This is a genomic window from Rhizobacter koreensis, assembly GCF_013366375.1.
GTDB lineage: Bacteria > Pseudomonadota > Gammaproteobacteria > Burkholderiales > Burkholderiaceae_C > Schlegelella_A > Schlegelella_A koreensis.
In genome coordinates, this window is sequence record NZ_JABWMJ010000002.1 from 410,694 (window position 1) to 429,952 (window position 19,259).

The 19,259-nt window shown below is 71.6% G+C and carries 17 protein-coding genes; 6 read left to right on the forward strand and 11 right to left on the reverse strand.

The window, feature by feature from the left end; all coding sequences use genetic code 11:
• Window positions 1–31: 31 nt before the first annotated feature.
• A complete protein-coding gene (gene pdxH, locus HQN59_RS05690; RefSeq protein WP_176066961.1) occupies window positions 32–667 on the forward strand; it encodes a pyridoxamine 5'-phosphate oxidase in 636 nt (211 codons plus the stop codon).
• Between the two features lie 242 nt (window positions 668–909).
• Complete coding sequence (locus HQN59_RS05695; RefSeq protein ID WP_217703854.1) at window positions 910–2,232, forward strand: Nramp family divalent metal transporter; 1,323 nt, start codon at window positions 910–912, stop codon at window positions 2,230–2,232.
• 136 nt (window positions 2,233–2,368) lie between these two features.
• Here the strand turns inward: HQN59_RS05695 and HQN59_RS05700 are convergent, their stop codons facing one another.
• A complete protein-coding gene (locus HQN59_RS05700) occupies window positions 2,369–3,367 on the reverse strand; it encodes a manganese catalase family protein (RefSeq protein WP_176066965.1) in 999 nt (332 codons plus the stop codon).
• A gap of 239 nt (window positions 3,368–3,606) precedes the next feature.
• Window positions 3,607–4,146 carry a peptide-methionine (S)-S-oxide reductase MsrA gene (msrA, locus tag HQN59_RS05705; RefSeq protein WP_176066967.1) on the reverse strand — a complete coding sequence of 180 codons (540 nt, stop codon included), beginning with the start codon at window positions 4,144–4,146 and terminating at the stop codon, window positions 3,607–3,609.
• 135 nt (window positions 4,147–4,281) lie between these two features.
• On the opposite strand from msrA, the gene HQN59_RS05710 reads away from it, so the two are divergent.
• Entirely contained in the window at window positions 4,282–5,091 is an 810-nt protein-coding gene (locus HQN59_RS05710; RefSeq protein ID WP_176066969.1) for an ElyC/SanA/YdcF family protein, read from the forward strand.
• A 284-nt stretch (window positions 5,092–5,375) separates the two neighbouring features.
• Window positions 5,376–7,979 (forward strand): DUF1631 family protein, encoded by a 2,604-nt coding sequence (locus HQN59_RS05715; RefSeq protein WP_176066971.1) that lies wholly within the window; start codon window positions 5,376–5,378, stop codon window positions 7,977–7,979.
• A gap of 15 nt (window positions 7,980–7,994) precedes the next feature.
• Here HQN59_RS05715 and HQN59_RS05720 read toward each other — a convergent pair whose 3' ends face one another.
• Genes HQN59_RS05720 through HQN59_RS05735 form a run of 4 tightly spaced genes read right to left on the reverse strand, consistent with a single transcriptional unit; the run spans window position 7,995 to window position 10,526 of the window.
• The gene (locus HQN59_RS05720) at window positions 7,995–8,462 is read right to left on the reverse strand and encodes a DUF6152 family protein (RefSeq protein WP_176066973.1); all 468 of its coding nucleotides are present in this window, start codon (window positions 8,460–8,462) and stop codon (window positions 7,995–7,997) included.
• Window positions 8,463–8,475: 13 nt separating this feature from the next.
• Window positions 8,476–8,919 (reverse strand): hypothetical protein, encoded by a 444-nt coding sequence (locus HQN59_RS05725; protein WP_176066975.1) that lies wholly within the window; start codon window positions 8,917–8,919, stop codon window positions 8,476–8,478.
• Window positions 8,920–8,956: 37 nt separating this feature from the next.
• The gene (locus HQN59_RS05730) at window positions 8,957–9,988 is read right to left on the reverse strand and encodes a metal-dependent hydrolase (RefSeq protein WP_176066977.1); all 1,032 of its coding nucleotides are present in this window, start codon (window positions 9,986–9,988) and stop codon (window positions 8,957–8,959) included.
• Window positions 9,989–10,025: 37 nt separating this feature from the next.
• Complete coding sequence (locus HQN59_RS05735; protein WP_176066979.1) at window positions 10,026–10,526, reverse strand: aminoacyl-tRNA deacylase; 501 nt, start codon at window positions 10,524–10,526, stop codon at window positions 10,026–10,028.
• 173 nt (window positions 10,527–10,699) lie between these two features.
• On the opposite strand from HQN59_RS05735, the gene HQN59_RS05740 reads away from it, so the two are divergent.
• On the forward strand, window positions 10,700–12,358 hold the full coding sequence (locus HQN59_RS05740) for an FAD-dependent oxidoreductase (RefSeq protein ID WP_176066981.1): 1,659 nt from the start codon (window positions 10,700–10,702) through the stop codon (window positions 12,356–12,358).
• Window positions 12,355–12,558, forward strand: coding sequence for a DUF2783 domain-containing protein (locus tag HQN59_RS05745; RefSeq protein WP_176066983.1), 204 nt, complete (start codon window positions 12,355–12,357; stop codon window positions 12,556–12,558). Before HQN59_RS05740 ends, HQN59_RS05745 begins: the two co-directional genes overlap by 4 nt.
• A gap of 102 nt (window positions 12,559–12,660) precedes the next feature.
• On the opposite strand, the gene HQN59_RS05750 is transcribed toward HQN59_RS05745, so the two are convergent.
• The 5 genes from HQN59_RS05750 to HQN59_RS05770 form a co-directional block, all read right to left on the reverse strand.
• Window positions 12,661–13,425 carry a hypothetical protein gene (locus HQN59_RS05750; RefSeq protein ID WP_176066985.1) on the reverse strand — a complete coding sequence of 255 codons (765 nt, stop codon included), beginning with the start codon at window positions 13,423–13,425 and terminating at the stop codon, window positions 12,661–12,663.
• Window positions 13,426–13,616: 191 nt separating this feature from the next.
• Window positions 13,617–14,354, reverse strand: coding sequence for a hypothetical protein (locus tag HQN59_RS05755; RefSeq protein ID WP_342451130.1), 738 nt, complete (start codon window positions 14,352–14,354; stop codon window positions 13,617–13,619).
• Window positions 14,355–14,473: 119 nt separating this feature from the next.
• Entirely contained in the window at window positions 14,474–16,879 is a 2,406-nt protein-coding gene (locus HQN59_RS05760) for a putative bifunctional diguanylate cyclase/phosphodiesterase (protein WP_176066986.1), read from the reverse strand.
• Entirely contained in the window at window positions 16,876–17,496 is a 621-nt protein-coding gene (locus HQN59_RS05765) for a methylamine utilization protein (protein WP_176066988.1), read from the reverse strand. Before HQN59_RS05765 ends, HQN59_RS05760 begins: the two co-directional genes overlap by 4 nt.
• 145 nt (window positions 17,497–17,641) lie before the next feature.
• Entirely contained in the window at window positions 17,642–18,904 is a 1,263-nt protein-coding gene (locus HQN59_RS05770) for an MBL fold metallo-hydrolase (RefSeq protein ID WP_176066990.1), read from the reverse strand.
• Window positions 18,905–19,259: the final 355 nt, after the last annotated feature.

Genomic DNA, 19,259 nt, shown 5'->3' on the forward strand with positions numbered 1-19,259 from the left:
CCTGCCCGGTGCACTTTCTATACTGCGCCGCATGGACGACATCGCCGCGCTGCGCAAGAGCTACGAGCGCGACGCGCTCGACGAATCGGCATCGGCCGCCGACCCGTTGCAGCAGTTCTCGCGCTGGCTCGAGCAGGCGCTGGCTGCCAGGCTGCCCGAGCCGAACGCGATGACGCTCGCGACGGTCGGCCCCGACCACCGACCCTCGACCCGAATCGTGCTGATCAAGGGCTACGACGCACGTGGCATCGTCTGGTACACGAACTACCAGAGTCGCAAGGGCCGCGAGCTCGCCGCCAATCCGTACGCGGCGCTGCAATTCCATTGGGTCGAGCTCGAGCGCGTGGTGCGCATCGAGGGCCGTGTCGAGAAGGTCGACGAGGCCGAGTCGGACGCCTACTTCGCGTCGCGCCCGCTCGAGTCGCGCATCGGTGCATGGGCATCGCCGCAAAGCGAGGTGATCGCGTCGCGTGCCGAGCTCGTCGCCAGCGCCGCGCGCTACAGCGCGCGCTTCCTCCTGCAGCCGCCGCGCCCGCCGCACTGGGGCGGCCTGCGGCTGGTTCCGGATCGCTGGGAGTTCTGGCAAGGGCGCCCGTCGCGCCTGCACGACCGCTTGCGTTACCGGCTCGAGGGGCGGCAATGGGTGCGCGAACGCCTGGCACCCTGATCGGGCGGCGCGGCGCCTGAGCGACCCGTCGTCGTCGAACGACGCCGGCGAGCCGTTGCCCGATCGGCGGGTGCGCACCGCGGCGTTCACCATCGTCGGCAGCCTGCGTGCGCAGGCGCCCGCGCCGCATCGGGCTTTGCCTCTCCCGACCGCCCGCGGCGTCGCGCATCATCGAAGCGCGGCACAAGGTTTGCCTTCGCCGCGCACGATCGATCGCTTGCAAGGGACCCATGTCTTCAGGAATGTTCAGGCCGCACGGCTCGGGTGACACGCTCGCCTGCGAGGTGCCGCTGTCGCCGCGCCCTCCGCTGCCACCGGCGGCGCGGCCGTTCTCGCTGCGCCGTCTGCTCGGCTTCCTGGGCCCGGGCTACCTCATCGCGGTCGGCTACATGGACCCCGGCAACTGGGCGACCGACCTCGCCGGCGGTTCGACCTACGGCTATGCGCTGCTCTGGATCGTGATGCTCTCGAGCGCGATGGCGATGTTCCTGCAGGTGCTGGCCGCACGCCTGGGCATCGTCACCGGGCTCGACCTCGCGCAGGCGTGCCGTGCCCATTCGCGGCCCGGCAGCGTGGTATGGCAGTGGCTGCTCTGCGAGATCGCGATCTGCGCGGCCGACCTGGCCGAGGTGATCGGCACCGCGATCGCGCTCAAGCTCCTGTTCGGCCTGCCGCTCGCCATGGGCGTCTCGCTCACCGTGCTCGACGTGCTGCTCGTGCTGTGGCTGCAGCAGCGCGGCTTCCGCTATCTCGAGGCGCTGGTGATCAGCCTGATCTCGATCGTGGTGGTCTGCCTCGGCATCACGGTCGCGATGGCGCAGCCACAGTGGCAGGCGGTGTTCGCGGGCTTCGTTCCGACGTCGCGCACCGTCCTGGACCCCGGCATGCTCTACATCGCGATCGGGATCATCGGCGCGACGGTGATGCCGCACAACCTTTACCTGCACTCGTCGGCGGTGAAGTCGCGGCCGGCCGACCCGGGGGCCGGCGGCAAGAAGGTCGCGATCACCTACGCGACGATCGACATCATCGCGGCGCTGGCGTTGGCGTTCGTGATCAACGCATCGATCCTCGTGATGGCGGGAGCGGCGTTCCATGCGAACGGGCAGTTCCAGGTCGCCGAACTCGAGGACGCGCACGGCCTGCTCGCCGTGATGACCGGCACCACGGTCGCCGGCACCACCTTCGCGCTCGCCCTGCTCGCGTCCGGCCAGAGCTCGGCCGTGACCGCCACCCTCGCCGGGCAGATCGTGATGGAGGGCTATCTGCAGCTGCGCATTCCGCCCTGGGTGCGCCGCCTCCTGACCCGCTCGATCGCGATCGTGCCGGCGCTTTTCGTGACGCTGGTCTACGGCGAGTCGGCGATCGCCAAGCTGCTGATCGCGAGCCAGGTGGTGCTCAGCCTGCAACTGCCGTTCGCGATCGTTCCGCTGATCCGCTACACGAGCCAGCGTTCGATCATGGGCAGCTTCGCGAACGGTCGGACCACGGCCATCGTGGCGGCGCTGATCGCGACCACGATCATCGTGCTCAACCTGGTGCTGATCTGGCGCACGCTGACCTGAACCGGGCCGCGGGCCTTGCCGCTGGAGGCCCGCGAGGCGGCCGACCCCGCAGTTCGGGAGCACCAAGAAAAAAGCAGCGCCGTCGCCGGCGCTGCTTTCGAGTCGAAGCCAGGAGCCGCGGACCGGCTCCCTTGCCTCAGGCCTTGGTCGTCGCGGCGAGCGGCGGCTCGCGGGTGCCGGACTGCGCCTGCATCATCGCGTTCTCCTTCGCCGCTTGCGGCGCCATGCCTGGCGACGCATCGGCGCCGGTGGCAGCGGTGCCGTTGGCGTCGAGGCCGCCCATGCCGAGCATCGCACCGGTCACCGGGTCGACCGTCACGTCGGACTGAAGGCGAACGGCCATCTTCTCGGCCACGGCAAGGTCGCCCTTCTCCATGGTGACCTCCGGCAGGCCGCTGCCGCCGTCGACGGCCGGCGTCGCCTCGCGCACCTCGAAGGTCGGCTCGCTGTTCCACGGGCCGCGCGCATCGCCGTCGCCGGTCGACATGTTGAAGTAGACGTTGGTGAACTCGGCCTTGCCGGCGAGCTTGCCGGGCGGGAAGTTCGGCTGGATCGAGTAGAGCGCCTTCTCGAACGACTGCTGGTGGGCGATCTCGCGCGTCATCAAGAAGCCCAGCGCGTCCTTCACGCCCGGGTCGTCGGTGAGTGCGATCAGGCGCTCGTAGACAATCTTGGCGCGCGACTCGGCGGCGATGTTCGAGCGCAGGTCGGCGGCGGGGTCACCGATGGTGTCGATGTAGCCCGCGTTCCAGAGCTGCCCGCCGGAGTTGGTGTACGGAGGGCCGCCGCCGTACAGCACCTGGGTCACGTGCGAGCCGTTGCCGTAGCCGGAGATCTGGCGGTACATGTCGGCCTCGCTGTCGACCGCTTCCGACAGGCGGCCCTTCGCGCCCTTGTTGAGCATGGCGATGATGGTGCCGATCACCTCGAGGTGGCTCAGCTCCTCGGTCGCGATGTCGATCAGCATGTCGCGCCGGCCGGGGTCGTCCTCGCCGAGATACTGGTTGAAGTAGCGGCAGGCCGCGGCGAGTTCGCCCTGCGGACCGCCGAACTGTTCGAGCATGAGGTTGGCAAGACCTGGATTGCTTTCGGTGACGCGGACGGTGTATTGCAATCGCTTGTTGTGAGCGAACATTGAAGCTCCTTCGGGGTGTGAGCACGCGGCTCGTGGCTGATCGGGTTGCGGGCCCAGGTCGGCAAGCCCTGTGCCCGTGCCGATTGGCGGCTGCCATGGGCCTGATTGCACGTCCCCGGGCACGGGCGTGCGCAAGTAACCGATCGATCCCTCATGCCGAGGCTCGCCCGGCCTCTGGCCGCGGAGGCACGCGAGGCGCGCGCGGCGCTCCCGCGCCGCGCGCCCGGCACAAAGCCCTCCTAGGCAGCCCGCAGCCGGCTCTTGAAGGTCTTGCTGAACTTCTCGACCTTGGGCGCGACCACCATCGCGCAGTAGCCCTGGTTGGGGTTGTTGGCGAAGTAATGCTGGTGGTAGGCCTCGGCGCGCGTGTAGTTGCGCTCCGGCTCGATCTCGGTGACCGCGCGGCCGCGGTGCGCCGCATTCGCCTCGGCGAGCACCTCGCGTGCGACGCGCGCCTGCTCGTCGTCGTGCACGTAGATGCCCGACCGGTACTGCGTGCCGACGTCGTTGCCCTGGCGGTTGAGGGTGGTCGGGTCGTGCACCGCGAAGAAGATCTCGAGGATCTCGCGCAGGGTGATCCGCTGCGGGTCGAAGCTCACCCGAACGACCTCGTTGTAGCCGGTGCGGCCGCTGCAGACGTCGGCATAGGTCGGGTGGGCGGTCGTGCCGTTGGCGTAGCCCGACTCCACCGCGACCACGCCGTCGACACGCTCGTACACGGCCTCGGTGCACCAGAAGCAGCCGCCGCCCAGCGTGATCGTCTCGATGCCTTCGCCCATCGCGTCCTCCGTCGAGCGCCCGAGCGGCGCCCGCGGATTCTGCGGCAGCGTCGACGCCGCCGCGCATCGGCTGCCGGGTGCCCCTTGCGCGTCCGGCACAATCCGCCGCCGCCGAGAAAGAGCTAAGGGAGACGCGTGAACGAGGCGCTCGTCAGGCTGGGCATCGATTCGTGGAAGCCGTACGTCGCAGCGCTTGTGCTGCCGCCGATGCCGTTCCTGGTGCTCATCGTCGTCGGGGCGTGGTTCCTCGCGCGGCGGCGCCGTCTCGGCTGGGGCCTCGTCGCATCCGGCGTCGCGCTCGTCTGGCTGTCGGCGTCGGCCGCGGTCGCCGGGCCGGTCTCGCACTGGCTGCTGCCGCGGCCGCCGGCGCTCACCGAGGCCCGCATCGCCGAGCTGCGCGCCGAGGCGCGCGGCAACCCGCCGCCGGCGATCGTGGTGCTCGGCGGCGGCATCGAGGGGCCGGCCGCCGAGTACGGCGCCAGAACGCTGAACTGGCGCTCGCTCGAGCGCCTGCGCTACGGCCTCTACCTTGCGCAGAAGACACATGCGCCGGTGCTGTTCACCGGCGGCGTGGGCTGGGCCGATACGGGCGGCACCTCCGAGGCGAGCGCCGCCGCCAAGATCGCCGCCGAGGAGTTCGGCCGGCCCCTGCGCTGGCTCGAGGACCGCGCGCGCGATACCCGCGAGAACGCGCGCTACAGCGTCGAGATGCTGCGTGCCGCGGGGGTGCGCCACGTCCTCCTGGTGACGCACGGCTACCACATGCCGCGCGCGCTGCGTGCGTTCAACGAGGCGGCCGCCGGCACGATGCGCATCGAGCCGGCGCCAATGGGCCTCGCGCGGCGCAGCCAGAAGGCCGGCGTCAGGTGGCTGCCGACCAACAGCGGCTACGGCGACATGCGCGACACCGTGCACGAGCTGCTCGGGCTGCTGGCCGGCGCCTGACGCTTCGCCGAGCTCGCGACGCGCGCTACCGCTCACGCAGAGCCGCCGGAGCGTCACTACGGCACGCATCGGCGTTCTTCCTGCGCTGAAAGGCGTTCGACGCGGGCGATACTCGCGCTGCCCCGGCCGGTGCCGCCCGGGGCATGGCTGCTGGCGTCCTCCGAGCCGGCCGACAACCCGCCCGGCGGCGCCGTTTGAGCCCCGGGCCGACACCGCGAGCCGACGGCGCCGACGCGGCAGCACGACACCTCACGATCCGTATGAGCTCGAGCGATCCCACGACGATGGCTGCGCTGAACGCAGCCCAGGAGCTGATCCGGGCGGCAGCCTCGACGGCCGTCGTCGAGGCGGCGAATCACCTGCTCGCGCTGATGCGGACGGCGCCAACCTACCACCAGCGCGGCCAGCTCGCGTTCGCGCAGGTCCATCTGATGCAGCGCCAGACCGGCTTCGTCGCGAGCTTCGCGAAGGCACTGCGCCAGAGGGTCGCCGAGGACATCGACAGCAAGGACGCCGCCGGCGAGCGCGCCAAGACCGACTGGGACGCCATCGGCCTGGTGGAGGGCGACGCGATCGAGGAGAAGATCTCGTTCGACCGCATTGCGCAGTTCATCTCGCACGCCTGCGAGACCGAGCTGCTCGAGCTGGCGCGCTACACGAGCGCGCTGCTGCGGCACGGCGCGGCCGACCCGGAGCGCAACCCGCTGCGCGCCCAGGTGATCGGCGCCGCGCTGCACGAGGCGATCGAGACGATCAGCGAGGACGTCGAGATCCAGAAGGTGGTCGGACGCGAGCTCGGCCAGATCTTCGCGAAGGCGCTGCCCGCCTGCTACCGGCAGATCATCGACGACCTCAAGGCGCGCGACGTGCGGCCGGCCGACCTCGCCGTGGTGCCGACCAAGGCGGCGACGGGCGCGATCGACGGCCCGGGCGAGATGCAGCGCTTCTGGGAGCGCTCGCTGCAGGGCCGGCCGCTTCCGAACTACGGCATTCCCGATCTGCCGGGTCTGCCGGCCGGCACGCTCGGCGTCGCCGAGCCCGGGGACGCGCTGCGCGGCTGGCAGAGCTCGCTGATGGGCCGCATCGGCGGTTCGGACGCGATGCTGCCCGAAGGCCTCGACAGCGCCGGCGCCGCCGCGTTCCTCGATCGCCTGATGCGCGGCGCGCCGGCCGGCCAGCCGCTTCGCAGCACGCCGCCGGCGCCGAACACGCCGCTCGCCCAGGCCGACGCCGAGATGATGGCGCTGCTCAAGCGCATCGGCAGCGCGCACGCGACGACGCGCGACAACCTCGACGGCGTCGACAGCCACGGCGGTCTGTTCCCGCCGAGCCGCTACGGCGAGACGACAGCTTCCGGCCTCGGCGCGTTCGACGCGGCGCGCAGCGTGCGCGGCGCGCTCGAGGGCGTCGGCGAGCTGATGGCGGTCAACCTGATCCGAGCCCACCGCGACGAGCTGATCGAGGCCTCGCGCGGAAAGCTCGATCACATGGTGATCGACGTCGTCAGCAGCCTGTTCGACCAGATCCTTTCCGATCCCCGGGTGCCGTCGCCGATGGCGCGCCAGATCGCGCGCCTGCAGCTGCCGGTGCTGCGCGTGGCCCTGCGCGACCCGAACTTCTTCGCGTCGCGGCGCCACCCGGTGCGCCGCTTCATCAACCGCGTGTCGTCGCTCGCTGCGGCATACGACGAGTTCAGGAGCGGTCCCGGCAAGGAGCTGCTGGTCCGCGTCAGCCAGCTCGTCAAGGAGATCGTCGAGGGCGACTTCGACCAGCTCGAGATCTACAGCGAGAAGCTGCTCGCGCTCGAGAAATTCGTCGCCGAGCAGACCGCCGCCGAGGTCGAAGCGACACCGGCCGGCCCGACGCTCGAGGCCAAGGAACGCGAGTGGCGGCTGATCCAGCGCTTCACGCTGCAGCTGCGCGGCGCGCTCGATCCGCTGGCCCTGCCGGGCTTCGTCAAGGAGTTCCTGTCGCAGGTCTGGGGGCAGGTGATCATGACCGCGGCCGAGCGCCAGGGCGGCGAGTCCGCGCTCGTCAGGCAGTTGCGGCGCGCCGGCTACGACCTGGTCGCCAGCATCCAGCCCAAGCGCTCGGCCGAGCAGCGCCGTCAGTTCCTCGCGACCTTGCCCAAGCTGATGACGACGCTGAAGGACGGCGTCGCGCTGATCGAATGGCCGGAGCCGGCGCGCGGTACCTTCTTCAGCAGCCTGGTGGCCGCGCACGCAGGCTCGCTGAAGCTGCCGCCCGGCAGCGAGCTCGACCACAACATGCTGATGAAGCATGTCGAGACCGCGTTCCGGACCCCGATTCCGCGCCCCGAGGACCTCGACCGCGACGCCGACGAGCCGGCGCTGCCGGTCGCGGCGGTCGAGCCGCAGTTCTCGCCCGAGGAAGCGCGCAACGTCGGCCTGCTCGCCGAAACCGCGGTCGACTGGTCGGCACCGGTCGACGGCCGGCCGCCGGTATGGCCCGGCGAGGCGCTCGACATCAACCTCGACCTGCCCGACCCGGTGGCGCCCGCGCCGACGGCGGCCGACGCCGACGTCGACGTCGACGATGCAGCCGGCGCCGATGCCGAGCCGTCCGAAGGCCCGCAGCTGCGCGACCATCTGCACATCGGCCAGTCGTACCAGCTGCACCTGAAGGACCAGTGGGAGAAGGTGCGCCTCACCTACATGAGCCCGGGGCGCAACCTGTTCCTCTTCACCCACGGCTCCAAGGACCGCCGCACGATCTCGATGACCGTGCGCATGCTCGAGCGCCTCTGCCAGGCGCACCGAATGCGCAGCTACGAAGGCGCCCCGCTGATCGACCGCGCGACTGCGCGGGCACGCCAGCAGCTCGCCGAGCAGGACAACGCCGCGCGCCCGGCCGCCGGCGGAGCCTGACGGCCGCCGCCGGCTTCAGGCCGGCGACGAGCGCAGGCCGTAGGTGCTGGCGCCGACGAACAGGTACTCGACGCGCAGCACCGGCTCGCCCTTCTCGCCGGCGAACGTGAAGCCGACCATCGACACGCGGTCCCCGTTGCGGATCTCGGGCACCTTCCAGGCCTGCAGACGCGTCAGCGGCGACAGTTCGACGTGCCAGACCTTGTCGCGGCGGGTCGGCGTCTTCGCCTCGGCGAGCACCCGTGCGCCGTCGACGCTCGCGCTCTGCGCCGGCACCGGGCGCCGCGCCAGGTCGGCGGGGACCCTGAGGTCGGCAGGCACCTCGAGGTCGAACTCGGCATGCGGGTTGCGCCACGCGACGTTGCGGGCGACGCCCTCGAGGTACAGCGGCCGGTCCTGGTCGAAGCTGCTCCAGCCGTGGTGGGCGAGCGCGGCTCCGGCGGGCCAGGCGGCGAGCGCGGTCAGTACGGTTCGGCGTTGCATGGGTTGCTCCTCGTCAGTCGTAGGCGATCCAGCGGCCGCAGATGATGATGGCCAGCCAAAGCCCCAGGGAAAGCGTGGTCTGCGCTCGTGCCAGCGCGCCGGCCCGCTCGAGGCCGCGGAGCGCGTGGAACGCGCCCGCGTTCAGGCCGGCGGCGGCGATCAGCGCCATCTTGACGAGGAAGGCGCGGTTGCCGAGCAGGTCGGCGGGCTGGCTGAGGAAGAGCACGACGCCGCTCGCCACGGCAGCCCCGAAGCCCGCCCAGGTGAGGCCCAGCCCGAAGCGCGCGAACGGCCGCAGGGGCAGCTCCCGGGCGAAGCCCCAGAGTCGCAGCTCGACCAGCACCAGGCTGCCGAACAGCAGCGCGACGCCGACCACGTGGACGACCACCAGCGCCGGGTAGAGCCATGGGTGCGCGGCGACCCAGGCGAGCCCGTCGAACGCGGCGAGTGCCCGCATGTGCGTCAGGCTCGCAGTGGTGCCGGGGCTGCGACGCTCACGGCCGCGACGCCAGCGCCGCGCGCGGCGGCGCCAGCGGCTCGCCAAGCAGGCGGTGCCAGAGCCACGGCAACGCGACCGCGAGGTCGGGCCGCGACGAGACGAGCCGCGGCGCCACCGGCCTTGGCGCAGCGCCCTCGCGCGCCGCGACCGTGAAGGTGAACGTGTAGACCGGCTCCTGCCCCATCCGGAGATCGCTGACGAGCACGAGGGCGCCATCCTGCTGCAGCTTGTAGAAGCCCTTGCTGAACGCCGCGATGCGCTGAACGCCTTCCATCGAGCCGACCAGCGCTTCGAGCGCCGCACCGCGTTCGAAGCGGTCGAACGCGACGCGCGGCGAGCCGTCGAGCAGGCTGTGGAAGCCTTCGTGGTACGCATCGCCCGACACCGCGACGATGCGCCACAGCACCGTGTTGAGCGCGGTCGGCGTGACGAGCAGGCGCTCGACCGCGACGCCCTGCGCCGCGAGCGAGGCGCGCGCGACGCTCTCGACGTGCTGCTGCGCGGCCGCGCTCCACGCGAGGTACGCCGTGCTGAGCGCGAGCCCGGCGGCGTTGGCCGCGAGCGCGCGTCTGCCGCCGCGCCGCGCCAGCGCCCAGCCGGTGCCGACGAGCAGCGGCAGGGTGTACAGCGGATCGACGATGAAGATGCTGCCGACGCCGAACGGCCGGTCGGTGAACGGCAGGCCCAGCCGTGTGCCGTAGACCGTCATCGCGTCGAGCAGCGGATGCGTGATCAACGCGAGCCACGTCGCCAGCCACCAGCGCCGCCAGCGCTCCGGCTCGCGCGCAAGTCGCGCGACCGCCGCGCCGAACGGCAGCGACACGGCGCTGAGCCAGAACAGCGCATGGCTCTCGGCGCGGTGCAGCACCATGTTGCGGATCGGGTCGCCGTGATCGATCAGCACGTCGAGGTCGGGCAGCGTGCCGGCGACCGCACCCCACAGCGCGGCCTTCCAGACCGGCGTGCGCCGGCCCATCACCGCGACCGCGACGGCGGCGCCGAGTCCGATCTGCGAGAGCGAATCCATCGTCAGCGGTGCCGCAGCGCGGGCTGCCGAGGCCTGCTCACGCGCCGGCGCGCAGCGCGCAGTTCACGGGCTTCGCGCCGAGCACGTCGACGAGCACCTTCGGCTCGATGCCGATGAGGTAACCGCGGCGGCCGCCGTTGATCAGGATGCGCGGCAGCTCGAGGATGCTCGCCTCGACCCATACCGGCAGCGCCTTGCGCGTCGCGAACGGCGAGGTGCCGCCGACCTGGTAGCCGCTCGCACGCTCGGCGGCATCCGGCGTGCACGGCTCGACCGTCTTGGCGCCGATCGCGCGCGCCAGGTTCTTGGTGCTGACCTGGCAGTCGCCGTGCATCAGCACGATCAGCGGGTGCGCGCGCTCGTCCTGCATCACCAGCGTCTTGACGACGGCGTGCTCGTCGACGCCGAGCTGGCGCGACGACTCGGCGGTGCCACCCTTGTCGACATAGTCGTACACGTGTTCGCTGAACGCGACGCCGGCCTGGCGCAGCAGCTGGGTCGCCGGGGTGGCGCTGACGTGGGACGACTTCTTCGGCATGGAACGCGCGGCACGAGCCGCCTCGAGGTTGACGCGGTACGGGGCACCGCAGCGGGGTGGCGAGAACCCCGCCCGGCGGCGGGTCGACGGGATCATAGGATCGCGGCAGCGGGTCCACGCGCCGCGCCTCGCGCCGAGGCGAGCCGGCCGGAACGCGCGAGGAGACACGAGCGATGGAGACGTTCCGATTCGCGGCGCCGTACGAGCTGCCGACCTACCCCTTCGTGGTGCCGCCCGACATCGGCGCCGTGACGCGCCGGCGCTACCCGGTCGTGATCGTCGGCGGCGGCTTGTCGGGGCTGACGCTCGCCTGCGACCTGGCGCAGCGCGGCGTGCGCGCCATCGTGCTCGACGACGACGACACCGTCGGCGCGCGCGGCGCGTCGTCGCGCGGCATCTGCTACGCGCAGAAGAGCCTCGAGATCTTCGACCGGCTCGGCATCTTCGAACGCATCGCCAAGAAAGGCGTCACCTGGTCGGTCGGCAAGACGTACTCGGGCGACAGCGAGGTCTACGGCTTCAACCTCGACGCCGACAGTATTTCGGTGCAGCCGCCCTTCATCAACCTGCAGCAGTTCTACATCGAAGGCTTTCTCGTCGAGCGCATCCGGGCGCTCGGCAGCGTCGAGCTGCGCTGGAGGAATCGCGTCGCGCGCATCGAGCCGCACCCGGACCACGTGGTCGCCTGTATCGAGACGCCCGCCGGCGACTACGCGCTCGAGGCCGACTACCTGATCGACGCCACCGGCGCGAACAGCCCGATCCGCAACCAGCTCGGGCTCGACGCGCACCCCTCGCGCAGCACCGACCGCTGGTGCATCAGCGACGTGCGCTTCGAGAAGCCGCTGCCGACCGAGCGCTGGACCTGGATCGACGCGCCGTTCAACGACGGTCGCGCGGTCTGGCAGCACCTGATGGGCGACGAGGTCTGGCGCATCGACTACCAGATGGCCGAGAACAGCGATCCGGAGGCGATCAGCCGCCCGGAGGTGACCGGCTCGCGTCTGCGCCGCCAGCTCGGGCCCGACGTCGAGTTCGAGTTCGTCTGGATCGGCCCGTACCAGTACCGCGACCACCTGCTCGACGAGTTCCGGCACGGCCGCGTCTTCTTCATCGGCGACTCGGCGCACGTGGTCTGTCCATTCGGAGCGCGCGGCGGCAACAGCGGCATCCAGGACGCCGCCAACCTGGGCTGGAAGCTCGCGCTGGTGCTCGAGGGCCGGGCCGGCGATGCCCTGCTCGACACCTATCACGCCGAGCGTCGCGCGGCCACGGTCGAGAACCTCGAGGTGACGAGCCGCACCGCACGCTTCCTCGCGCCGCGCTCGCCGGCCGAGCACACGCTGCGGCGCGCCGCCATCGCGCTGGCGCGGCGCTACGCTTTCGCGCGGCCGCTCGTCAACACCGGCCGCATGTCGATCGCCAATCCGTATCCGCCGGCGCCGTGGCTGCCGCAAGGAGCGTGCTCGGTGCAGAACGTGCCGCTGCTCGCAGCCGACGGCCAGCCGACCCGGCTCGTGCACCTGCTGCGCGACGCCAGCGCGCTGCTCGGGCTGTGGTTCGAGCCGTCGCCTGCCGACGTCGACGCGGCGCTGCAGGCGGCCGAACGACTGCCGGTGCGGCTGGTCGCGATCGGCGGCACGACGCGCCTGCCGACGCTCGGCGACCCCTCGGGCACGCTGGCCCGCCACCTCGGCGCCGCGCCCGGCACGCTCTGCCTGCTGCGGCCCGACGGCTACTTGGCGCGCCGCATCGCCGACGCCGATCCCGACGCGCTCGCCGACGCGGTCGCCACCGCGCTCGCCGGAAGTCGCGCCCTGGAGCCCGCATGAAGACGCAACCGAACCTGCAACAGCCCGACGCGTTCTATGCGGCCTGGGTCGCCGCGCACGAGCACCTCGACCCCGTGCGGAGCGCCGACCTCAACGCCCGCCTCGTGCTGCTGCTCGCCAACCAGATCGGCGATCACGCGGTGCTGCTCGAATGCATCGAGGCGGCCCGCACCAGCGCCGATGAGGTCGAACCCGGCTGAAGGCCGCGAGGAGTCACCACCCGGCCGCTCCCCCGCGAGCGGTCCACGCACCGACCGGCGAGTACCGGCCCGAAAGCTGCCGCGAGGCGTGCTCGCGCGCGCCTACGAGCGCGCGCCGCCCGCGCCGACCTGCACCAGGCGCGGCTCGGGGGTGGCGCTGTCGAGCGGCGGCCCGCCGGGCGTACCGAGCGTCTGCAACTGCTCGGCGACGAGGCGCGCCGGCCGCGTCTGCTCGAGCTGGTCGTGCGCCTTGACGAGCTCGCGCATCAGCACGTAGTCGACGCCGCGCAGCCGGCCTCGCTCGGCGAGCACGCGGCGGCGGTAGCCCGCCGCCGGCTCGAGGCGCACCAGGTTCACCGCTTTGTAGAGCCACGGATGCTGCTCGTCGAGCTCGCCGACGTAGAGCCCGAGCGTTCCGTAGCTGAGGTCGAGGTGCGACGCGCTGAACGAGGCGACGAGGCTCCAGCCGAACGCGACCAGGCCGGCGATCAGGAGCCCGATCGCCGCCACCTCGAAGAAGCCCGTCGCGCCATCGTTGCCGATGTTCGCCTGCGAGAGCCCGGCGCTGAGACAGCCGAGCGCGACCAGCGCCACCCCGGCCCAGATGCCGCCGCGCACGTAGGCCGAGCGCGGCCGCGTCGGGCAGCGGATGAACTCGCTCTGCAGGGCCTCGAGCTCGGCATCGGAGAGGCCGGCGAGCTCGCGCGCGGTGCCGAGCTCGCTCTGCACCACCAGGCGCTGGGTCCAGCGCTCGAAAGCGACCTGCGGCGACGGCGGGGTGCGCTCGGGGGCGTAGAACTCGCGCGCCCGCATCAGGCGCTCGCTGCCGAGCAGCGAGCCATCGAAGAAGCTGTTGACTAGCGACACGTTGCACCTCGCTCAGCAGGCTTGGGCGCTTCACTCTCGGCACGCCCGCATAGCGCCACAACCGGGTTATGCCCTAGCAGGCTGTCCAAATACGTTTGGCGTCGCGCGTGGGCAACCCGGGTTCACGAGGCAGTTTGGCAGCTTTGATGCCCGTCGTCGGACGTGCCACCTCCGCGATGTGGAGGATGTCGCTAGAACGCGGTGCGCAGGTAGGCCGTGAACATCGAGCCGCGCTGGCCGTAGGTCTTGCCGTGCAACCACGCGGCCTGCCAGGTGAGCTTGCGATCGGTGAACGGCAGCGTGCCGAACAGCGCCGGCCCGGCGCGGTGCGAGGGCGTGTCGGGCTCCCAGTCGCTCCAGCGGCCCGATTCGCCGAAGCCCTGCGCGCCGACGTGCAGCCAGGGGCGCCAGCGATGGCGCACCTGCCACTGGTACTTCAGGCGCGCGGGGTGCTCCGACTGCGAGCCGAAGCTGCGTTCGAGGAAGACGTTCGCGTTGAGCTGGGTGCGGCCGACGTCGGTCTGCAGCGCCGGCCCGATCTCGATCGTCTTGGGCCCGGCGCCGTCGCGCGGCACCGCAAGCAGCGTGTGCACCGCGACGTCGATCGGCCACTGGCCTTGCGTCAGCAGATAGTCGTTCTGCCACGACAGCGTGCTGAGCTCGGTCGGCGTGTCGCGGCCGGTGATCCAGCTCGCGAGCACGAAGGTGTACCAGCGTCCGGTGTTGAGTCCGAGGCCGATCTCGGGCCAGAGCACCGCATGGCCGTCCTTCGGCTTCACGGACCAGTAGCGCAGGTCGAGGTTGCGCACGCCGGGGTCGTCGTAGACGGTGACCACGTAGTAGCCGGGATCGGCCGCGCGCGCCGGCGCCGCGGCGAGTGCCGCGGCGAGCGCCAGCGCGATGGCGGCCCAGCCGGCCGAGCGTTTCACGACACGAGTCCCCATCCGATCCCCTTGCCCGGGAGGATGCGCGGGCCCGTCTCGTGCCGGTGCGCGGATAACGCGGCGAAACACCCGCCGGTTCGGCGCTTCAGGGCGTCGTGGCGTCGTCAGTGCAGCGTCAGCGCGACGGCACGCGCGCCGGCGGGCAGCGACGCCGGCTTGCGCTCGACGAAGCGGGCGAACTCGTCGACCGGCATCGGCCGGCCCATGTGGTAGCCCTGCGCCTGGTCGCAGCCGAGCTCGCGCAGCATGTTCCACACCTCGGCGCTCTCGACGCCCTCGGCGACCACCTGCAGGCCGAGGTTGTGCGCGAGGTCGATCGTCGAGCGCACGATCGTCGCGTCGTCGCGCTCGCTCTGCATGCTGCGCACGAACGACTGGTCGATCTTGATCTCGTCGACCGGCAGGCGCTTCAGGTACGCGAGCGACGAGTAGCCGGTGCCGAAATCGTCGATCGAGAGCTGGAAGCCCATCTCGCTCAGGCGATCGAGGATCGCCAGCGCGCGCGCCGGGTCGTCCATGATCGCGCTCTCGGTGATCTCGAAGCAGAACGCCTCGGCCGGCACCCGGTGGCGCGCCAGCACCGCGGCGAACTTGAGCGGCAGCTCGGGGTCGAGCAGGTCGCGCGTCGAGAGGTTGACCGAGAGCACCAGCTCGGCGGCGCCGGCACCCAGGCGCCGATGGTGGCGCGCCGCTTCCTCGAAGACCCACAGTGTGAGCACGCGGATGAAGCCGGTCTGCTCGGCGAACGGGATGAATTCGCCCGGCGGCACCAGGCCGCGCTCGCGGTGCTGCCAGCGCACCAGCGCCTCGGCGCCGATCACGCGGCCGTCGTCTAGCGCGAGCTTGGGCTGCAGGTAGAGGCGCAGCTCGCCGCGCTCGACCGCCTCGCGCAGCTCGGTGAGCAGGGTCAGGGTCTGCGCGCTCGCGACGTCGATCGACGGCGCGTACAGCACCGGCCCGCTGCTGCGCCGCTTGGCGGCGTACATCGCAAGCTCGGCGCGGTTGAGCAGCGCGTCCCCGTCGTCGGCGTGCTGCGGCCAGCAGGCCACGCCGATCGCCGCGCGCATGTCGACGCGGTGTTCCTCGAGCGCGAGCGGCTCGTCGAACGCGCGCTCGATCCGCTCGGCGATCGAGAGCGCGAGCGCGGCGTGCGGCACCCGCAGCAGGATGCCGAACTCGTCGCCGCTCAGGCGCGCGACGAGCTCGCCTTCGCGCACCAGGTGACTCGCGAGGCGCTGGCCGACCTGGATCAGCAGCAGGTCGCCGATGCGGTAGCCGAGCACGTCGTTGACGTGCTTGAAGCGGTTGAGGTCGAGCATCACCACCGCGATCGTGCTCCGCTCGGCGATGGCGTCGTTGACCGCCTCGCGAAAGCGCGCGCGGTTCGGCAGGCCGGTCAGGCTGTCCCAGTACGCGAGGCGCAGGATCTGCGCCTGGTTCTCGGCCACGCGCGTGCGCATGCGCTCGAACGCCTGCGACAGCTCGCCGACTTCGTCGTGACGGCGCTGTCCGCGCATCGGCGTCTCGAAATCGCCGGCGCCCAGGCGCTCGGCTGCGGCCGCGAGCGCGCGCAGCGGCGTGGTGACGCGGCGCGCGGTGAACACGCTGCCGACCGCGAACACGCCGATCGCGAGCAGGGTGATGCCGATCAGCGCGAGCTGAAGGTCGCGCGGCAGGCGCACCGCGTCGTCGACCGAGAGCGACACCAGCGCAAGGATGTCGGGCGCCGCGCCATGGGCCGGCGGGCGGCCGAGCGGCATGACGCGCACGCCGAGCTCCTCGCCGGCGGCCATCACCGAGGTCATCGGCTGGTCGATCGCCGACGCCGGCCATTTCTCGCCGACGAGGCCGGCGCTGCGCCCCGCATCCAGGCTGGTGAGGCTGAGGCGCCAGGGGCCGTCGGGGCTGCGCCGGGACACCAGCGTGAGGCCGAGCCCCGACAGGTCGCGCATGTCGTCGCCGAGGTGCGGGTCGACCGGAAACGCCATCAGCACCCAGCCGACGACGAGCGGCGCGCGCACCGGCACCAGCACCGCCTGGTGCGGCGTGCCGGCGACCAGCGCGATCGTGCTCGGCTGGCCGGCGATCGCCGAGTCGCGCAGCTGGTGCGCGACGGCGACGAGTTCGTTCGGGTGCGCCGCGGTGCTCGCGCGCAGCGCGAAATCGGTGCCGAGCAGCGCCGCCTCGGTCGCGCCGATGCGCGCGCCGTGGTTGGCGAGCACCGACACGATGGTGTCGGCGTCGTTCGAGCTCACCGCTTCGCGAAAGCCGTAGTCGGCAGCCAGCAGGCGCGCGCCGTCGACCAGCGCGCCGGCCTTGCGCTCGAGCAGGCTCTGCAGCAGACGCTCGCCCTCGCGCAGCTGGTTCGGCAGCACGCGATGCGCGTGCTGCGACAGGCTCGCCTGCAGTGCCGTGAAGCTCGCCAGCTGCACGGCGAGCAGCATGCCCAGGAACAGCACGATGATGCGGACCCCGATCGAGCGTTCCCAGAAGGGAACCCGCAACGTCATTTCGGCGTCGCCGCGAGGTTCAGCTGGACGCGCTGCTCGACGTCCGCCTGGGCGACGCTGATCGGGGTCGACGTCGGCTCGGCCTGCCCCGGCATGCCCGGGTGCCAGGCGCGCAGGCGATACGCGCCGGCCGGCACGCTGCCGATGCTGGCGCGACCGGCCGTGCTGCTGCGCGTGTGGAGCGGGGTGTCGACGACGACGACCCAGGCCGTCATCTGGTCGTGGATGTTGCAGCCGAGCACCGCGATGCCGGGCTTGTCGAACACCACCGGCGCGTGCGGCGAGCCGGCGTAGAGCTTGAGCTCGAAGTTCTTGGCGGGCGAGAACGAGTAGACGTGGTGGCGGACCGTGTCCTGGTTCGGAAACGTGACCGGCGTCCCGACCGTCACCACGGTCACCGCCGGCGTGAACTGGCGCCTGATCTGCGCGATCTCGACCGTGCCGAGCGGCCTGGTCGGCAACGTGCCCGTCACCGGCTCGAGCATCACCACCGCGTCGGGGATCGGGCGCCCCGCGGCGTCGTTGACGACGACGTTGACGGTGGCGGCGTGCGCCGCGAAGGAAAGCGACGCGGCAAGAAAGGCGGCGAGGACGAGCGTGAGCGGGCGGGTCGGCATGGGGCGGCAACGGCGCAGGAAGCGGGCGGAGCACGCCCGCTTCCACTATCGGCCGCCGGACCCGAGGCTTGAACGCGCGGCGTCGCGCGTGCCGCGCGGGCGCGTCAATTCCGCACGGCGCCTCGCGCGCCGTGCGGCACCTCGCTCACGAGCAGTGCTGCGCCACCCGCGCCGCCTTCTCCGGGTTGAACCACGCCGGATCGCCCGGCTGGTAGACCTCGGGCTCGAGGAGGTCGGTGGGGTCGGTGTGGTTGCGGATCACCGGCCAGTTGCCGCGCGGAAAGCCCGGCCACGCATTGCGCGGCTGCTCCATCAGCTTCAGGTGGTTGAGCACCCCCGAGTAGTACTGCAGCGCCGCACCGATGGGCGCGTGGCCCGAGGTCACGATGCGCGGGCGCAGGGCCTCGAGGTGGTAGACGAGGTCGCGCCAGCCGTTCTCGTCGGTGTTGCCCGACGAGAACGACGAGAAGTTCAGGTCGGTGTTCGGCAGGCTGCGCATCAGGTTGAGCACGCGCTGGCCGTCGGCCGGCACCCCGTTCGGCCAGTTGCTGCCCTTGCCTTCCTTGAAGGCGCCGATCGAGTTGTTGTAGAAGAGGCTGAAGTTGTAGCCGGTGCGCAGCACGAACTGGAAGTCGAGCTGGTCGGCACCGCCCGGGCCTGGGCCCTGTCGCAGGTCCTGCTGGCCGGCCTGGCGCGGGTTGGTCGGCGTCAGCGGAACGCCGGGCGGGAAGAGCGTCGGGTCGCGCGGGTCGGGTGTGTCGACCACCTGCACCGGGCCCCAGTCGGGGTCGGGCGGCAACGCGACCGAATGCAGGGCGCGGAAGCCGTTGATGCAGACCAGCGGCTCGAACTGGCGGATCCGGACCAGCTCGGTTGCCGGCACCGAACCGCTCGACGTGATGCCGACGCAGCTGATCGTCGTCGCTGGCGGGATCGCGAAGTTCGGGTCGGCCTGCATGAACGGGTCGTTCTTCATGCGGGCGAGCGCGGTCTGCGCGGTGCCGCACGCCTCCGGCGTCATGTAGAGCGTCGCGCCGGTCCTGGCGGCGATGAACGCGGCGTTGTCGGCGTGGTCGCTGTGGCCGTGGCCGATGAAGATTGCCTCCGGCTTCAGATCGACGAGGTCCTTGATGACGAGCGGCGTGCGGCCGGGCGTGACCTCGAGGCGCGGGATGTACGCATCGAGCATGATCACGCGGCCGAGCAGCGACACCGCCGCCGCGTTGTGGCCCAGCCACGAGAACACCACCTTGTCCTTCTTCACCGCGCCGGTCGCGGCGTCGACGTTCTCGAAGCCGAAGATCTTGGCGCGCGCTTCCGCCAACGGCGTTGCGGCGTGAGTGCCGGCGACGGCGAGCAGTGCCCCGGCGGCGACGAGGGGCTGGATCAGTCTCTTGCGGTGGGTCATGGGTGTCTCCGTGCGTTCGTTGCTGAGCGGCGCCGGCGCGCGGAAAGCACCACGCGGCCGAGCGCCGGCAGCGCCGCGTGACCGAACCCGTCCTGCATCCACGACTTGCGCGTTGAGTACGCGCGGCGGAGCGGATGAATGCATGCCAGCGGCCGAGTGTGCACGCACGCTCGGCGCTGGCAAGCCATCGTTCGCGCAATCTCGTCAGTAGAAACGCGGTCCCGGCAGCTGCTCCCGCCGCCGACGGCCGCGCCGCACGTGGCCCGCTCGGCGCGGGCGCGCTCCTCAGCCGATACGAGCGCCCGCTCCGCCGCTCGGCGCGGCGGTGATGCGGCTGAGCAGCGGTCGTATCGCT

Excerpts from the sequence above, each read along its gene's own strand:
- HQN59_RS05695 (WP_217703854.1), top strand. The coding sequence starts at position 910 with ATGTTCAGGCCGCACGGCTCGGGTGACACGCTCGCCTGCGAGGTGCCG.
- HQN59_RS05725 (WP_176066975.1), bottom strand. The coding sequence starts at position 8,919 with ATGCGGGCACTCGCCGCGTTCGACGGGCTCGCCTGGGTCGCCGCGCAC.
- HQN59_RS05740 (WP_176066981.1), top strand. The coding sequence starts at position 10,700 with ATGGAGACGTTCCGATTCGCGGCGCCGTACGAGCTGCCGACCTACCCC.
- HQN59_RS05700 (WP_176066965.1), bottom strand. The coding sequence starts at position 3,367 with ATGTTCGCTCACAACAAGCGATTGCAATACACCGTCCGCGTCACCGAA.
- HQN59_RS05770 (WP_176066990.1), bottom strand. The coding sequence starts at position 18,904 with ATGACCCACCGCAAGAGACTGATCCAGCCCCTCGTCGCCGCCGGGGCA.
- pdxH (WP_176066961.1), top strand. The coding sequence starts at position 32 with ATGGACGACATCGCCGCGCTGCGCAAGAGCTACGAGCGCGACGCGCTC.
- HQN59_RS05760 (WP_176066986.1), bottom strand. The coding sequence starts at position 16,879 with ATGACGTTGCGGGTTCCCTTCTGGGAACGCTCGATCGGGGTCCGCATC.
- HQN59_RS05730 (WP_176066977.1), bottom strand. The coding sequence starts at position 9,988 with ATGGATTCGCTCTCGCAGATCGGACTCGGCGCCGCCGTCGCGGTCGCG.
- HQN59_RS05765 (WP_176066988.1), bottom strand. The coding sequence starts at position 17,496 with ATGCCGACCCGCCCGCTCACGCTCGTCCTCGCCGCCTTTCTTGCCGCG.
- HQN59_RS05745 (WP_176066983.1), top strand. The coding sequence starts at position 12,355 with ATGAAGACGCAACCGAACCTGCAACAGCCCGACGCGTTCTATGCGGCC.
- HQN59_RS05720 (WP_176066973.1), bottom strand. The coding sequence starts at position 8,462 with ATGCAACGCCGAACCGTACTGACCGCGCTCGCCGCCTGGCCCGCCGGA.
- msrA (WP_176066967.1), bottom strand. The coding sequence starts at position 4,146 with ATGGGCGAAGGCATCGAGACGATCACGCTGGGCGGCGGCTGCTTCTGG.
- HQN59_RS05715 (WP_176066971.1), top strand. The coding sequence starts at position 5,376 with ATGGCTGCGCTGAACGCAGCCCAGGAGCTGATCCGGGCGGCAGCCTCG.
- HQN59_RS05735 (WP_176066979.1), bottom strand. The coding sequence starts at position 10,526 with ATGCCGAAGAAGTCGTCCCACGTCAGCGCCACCCCGGCGACCCAGCTG.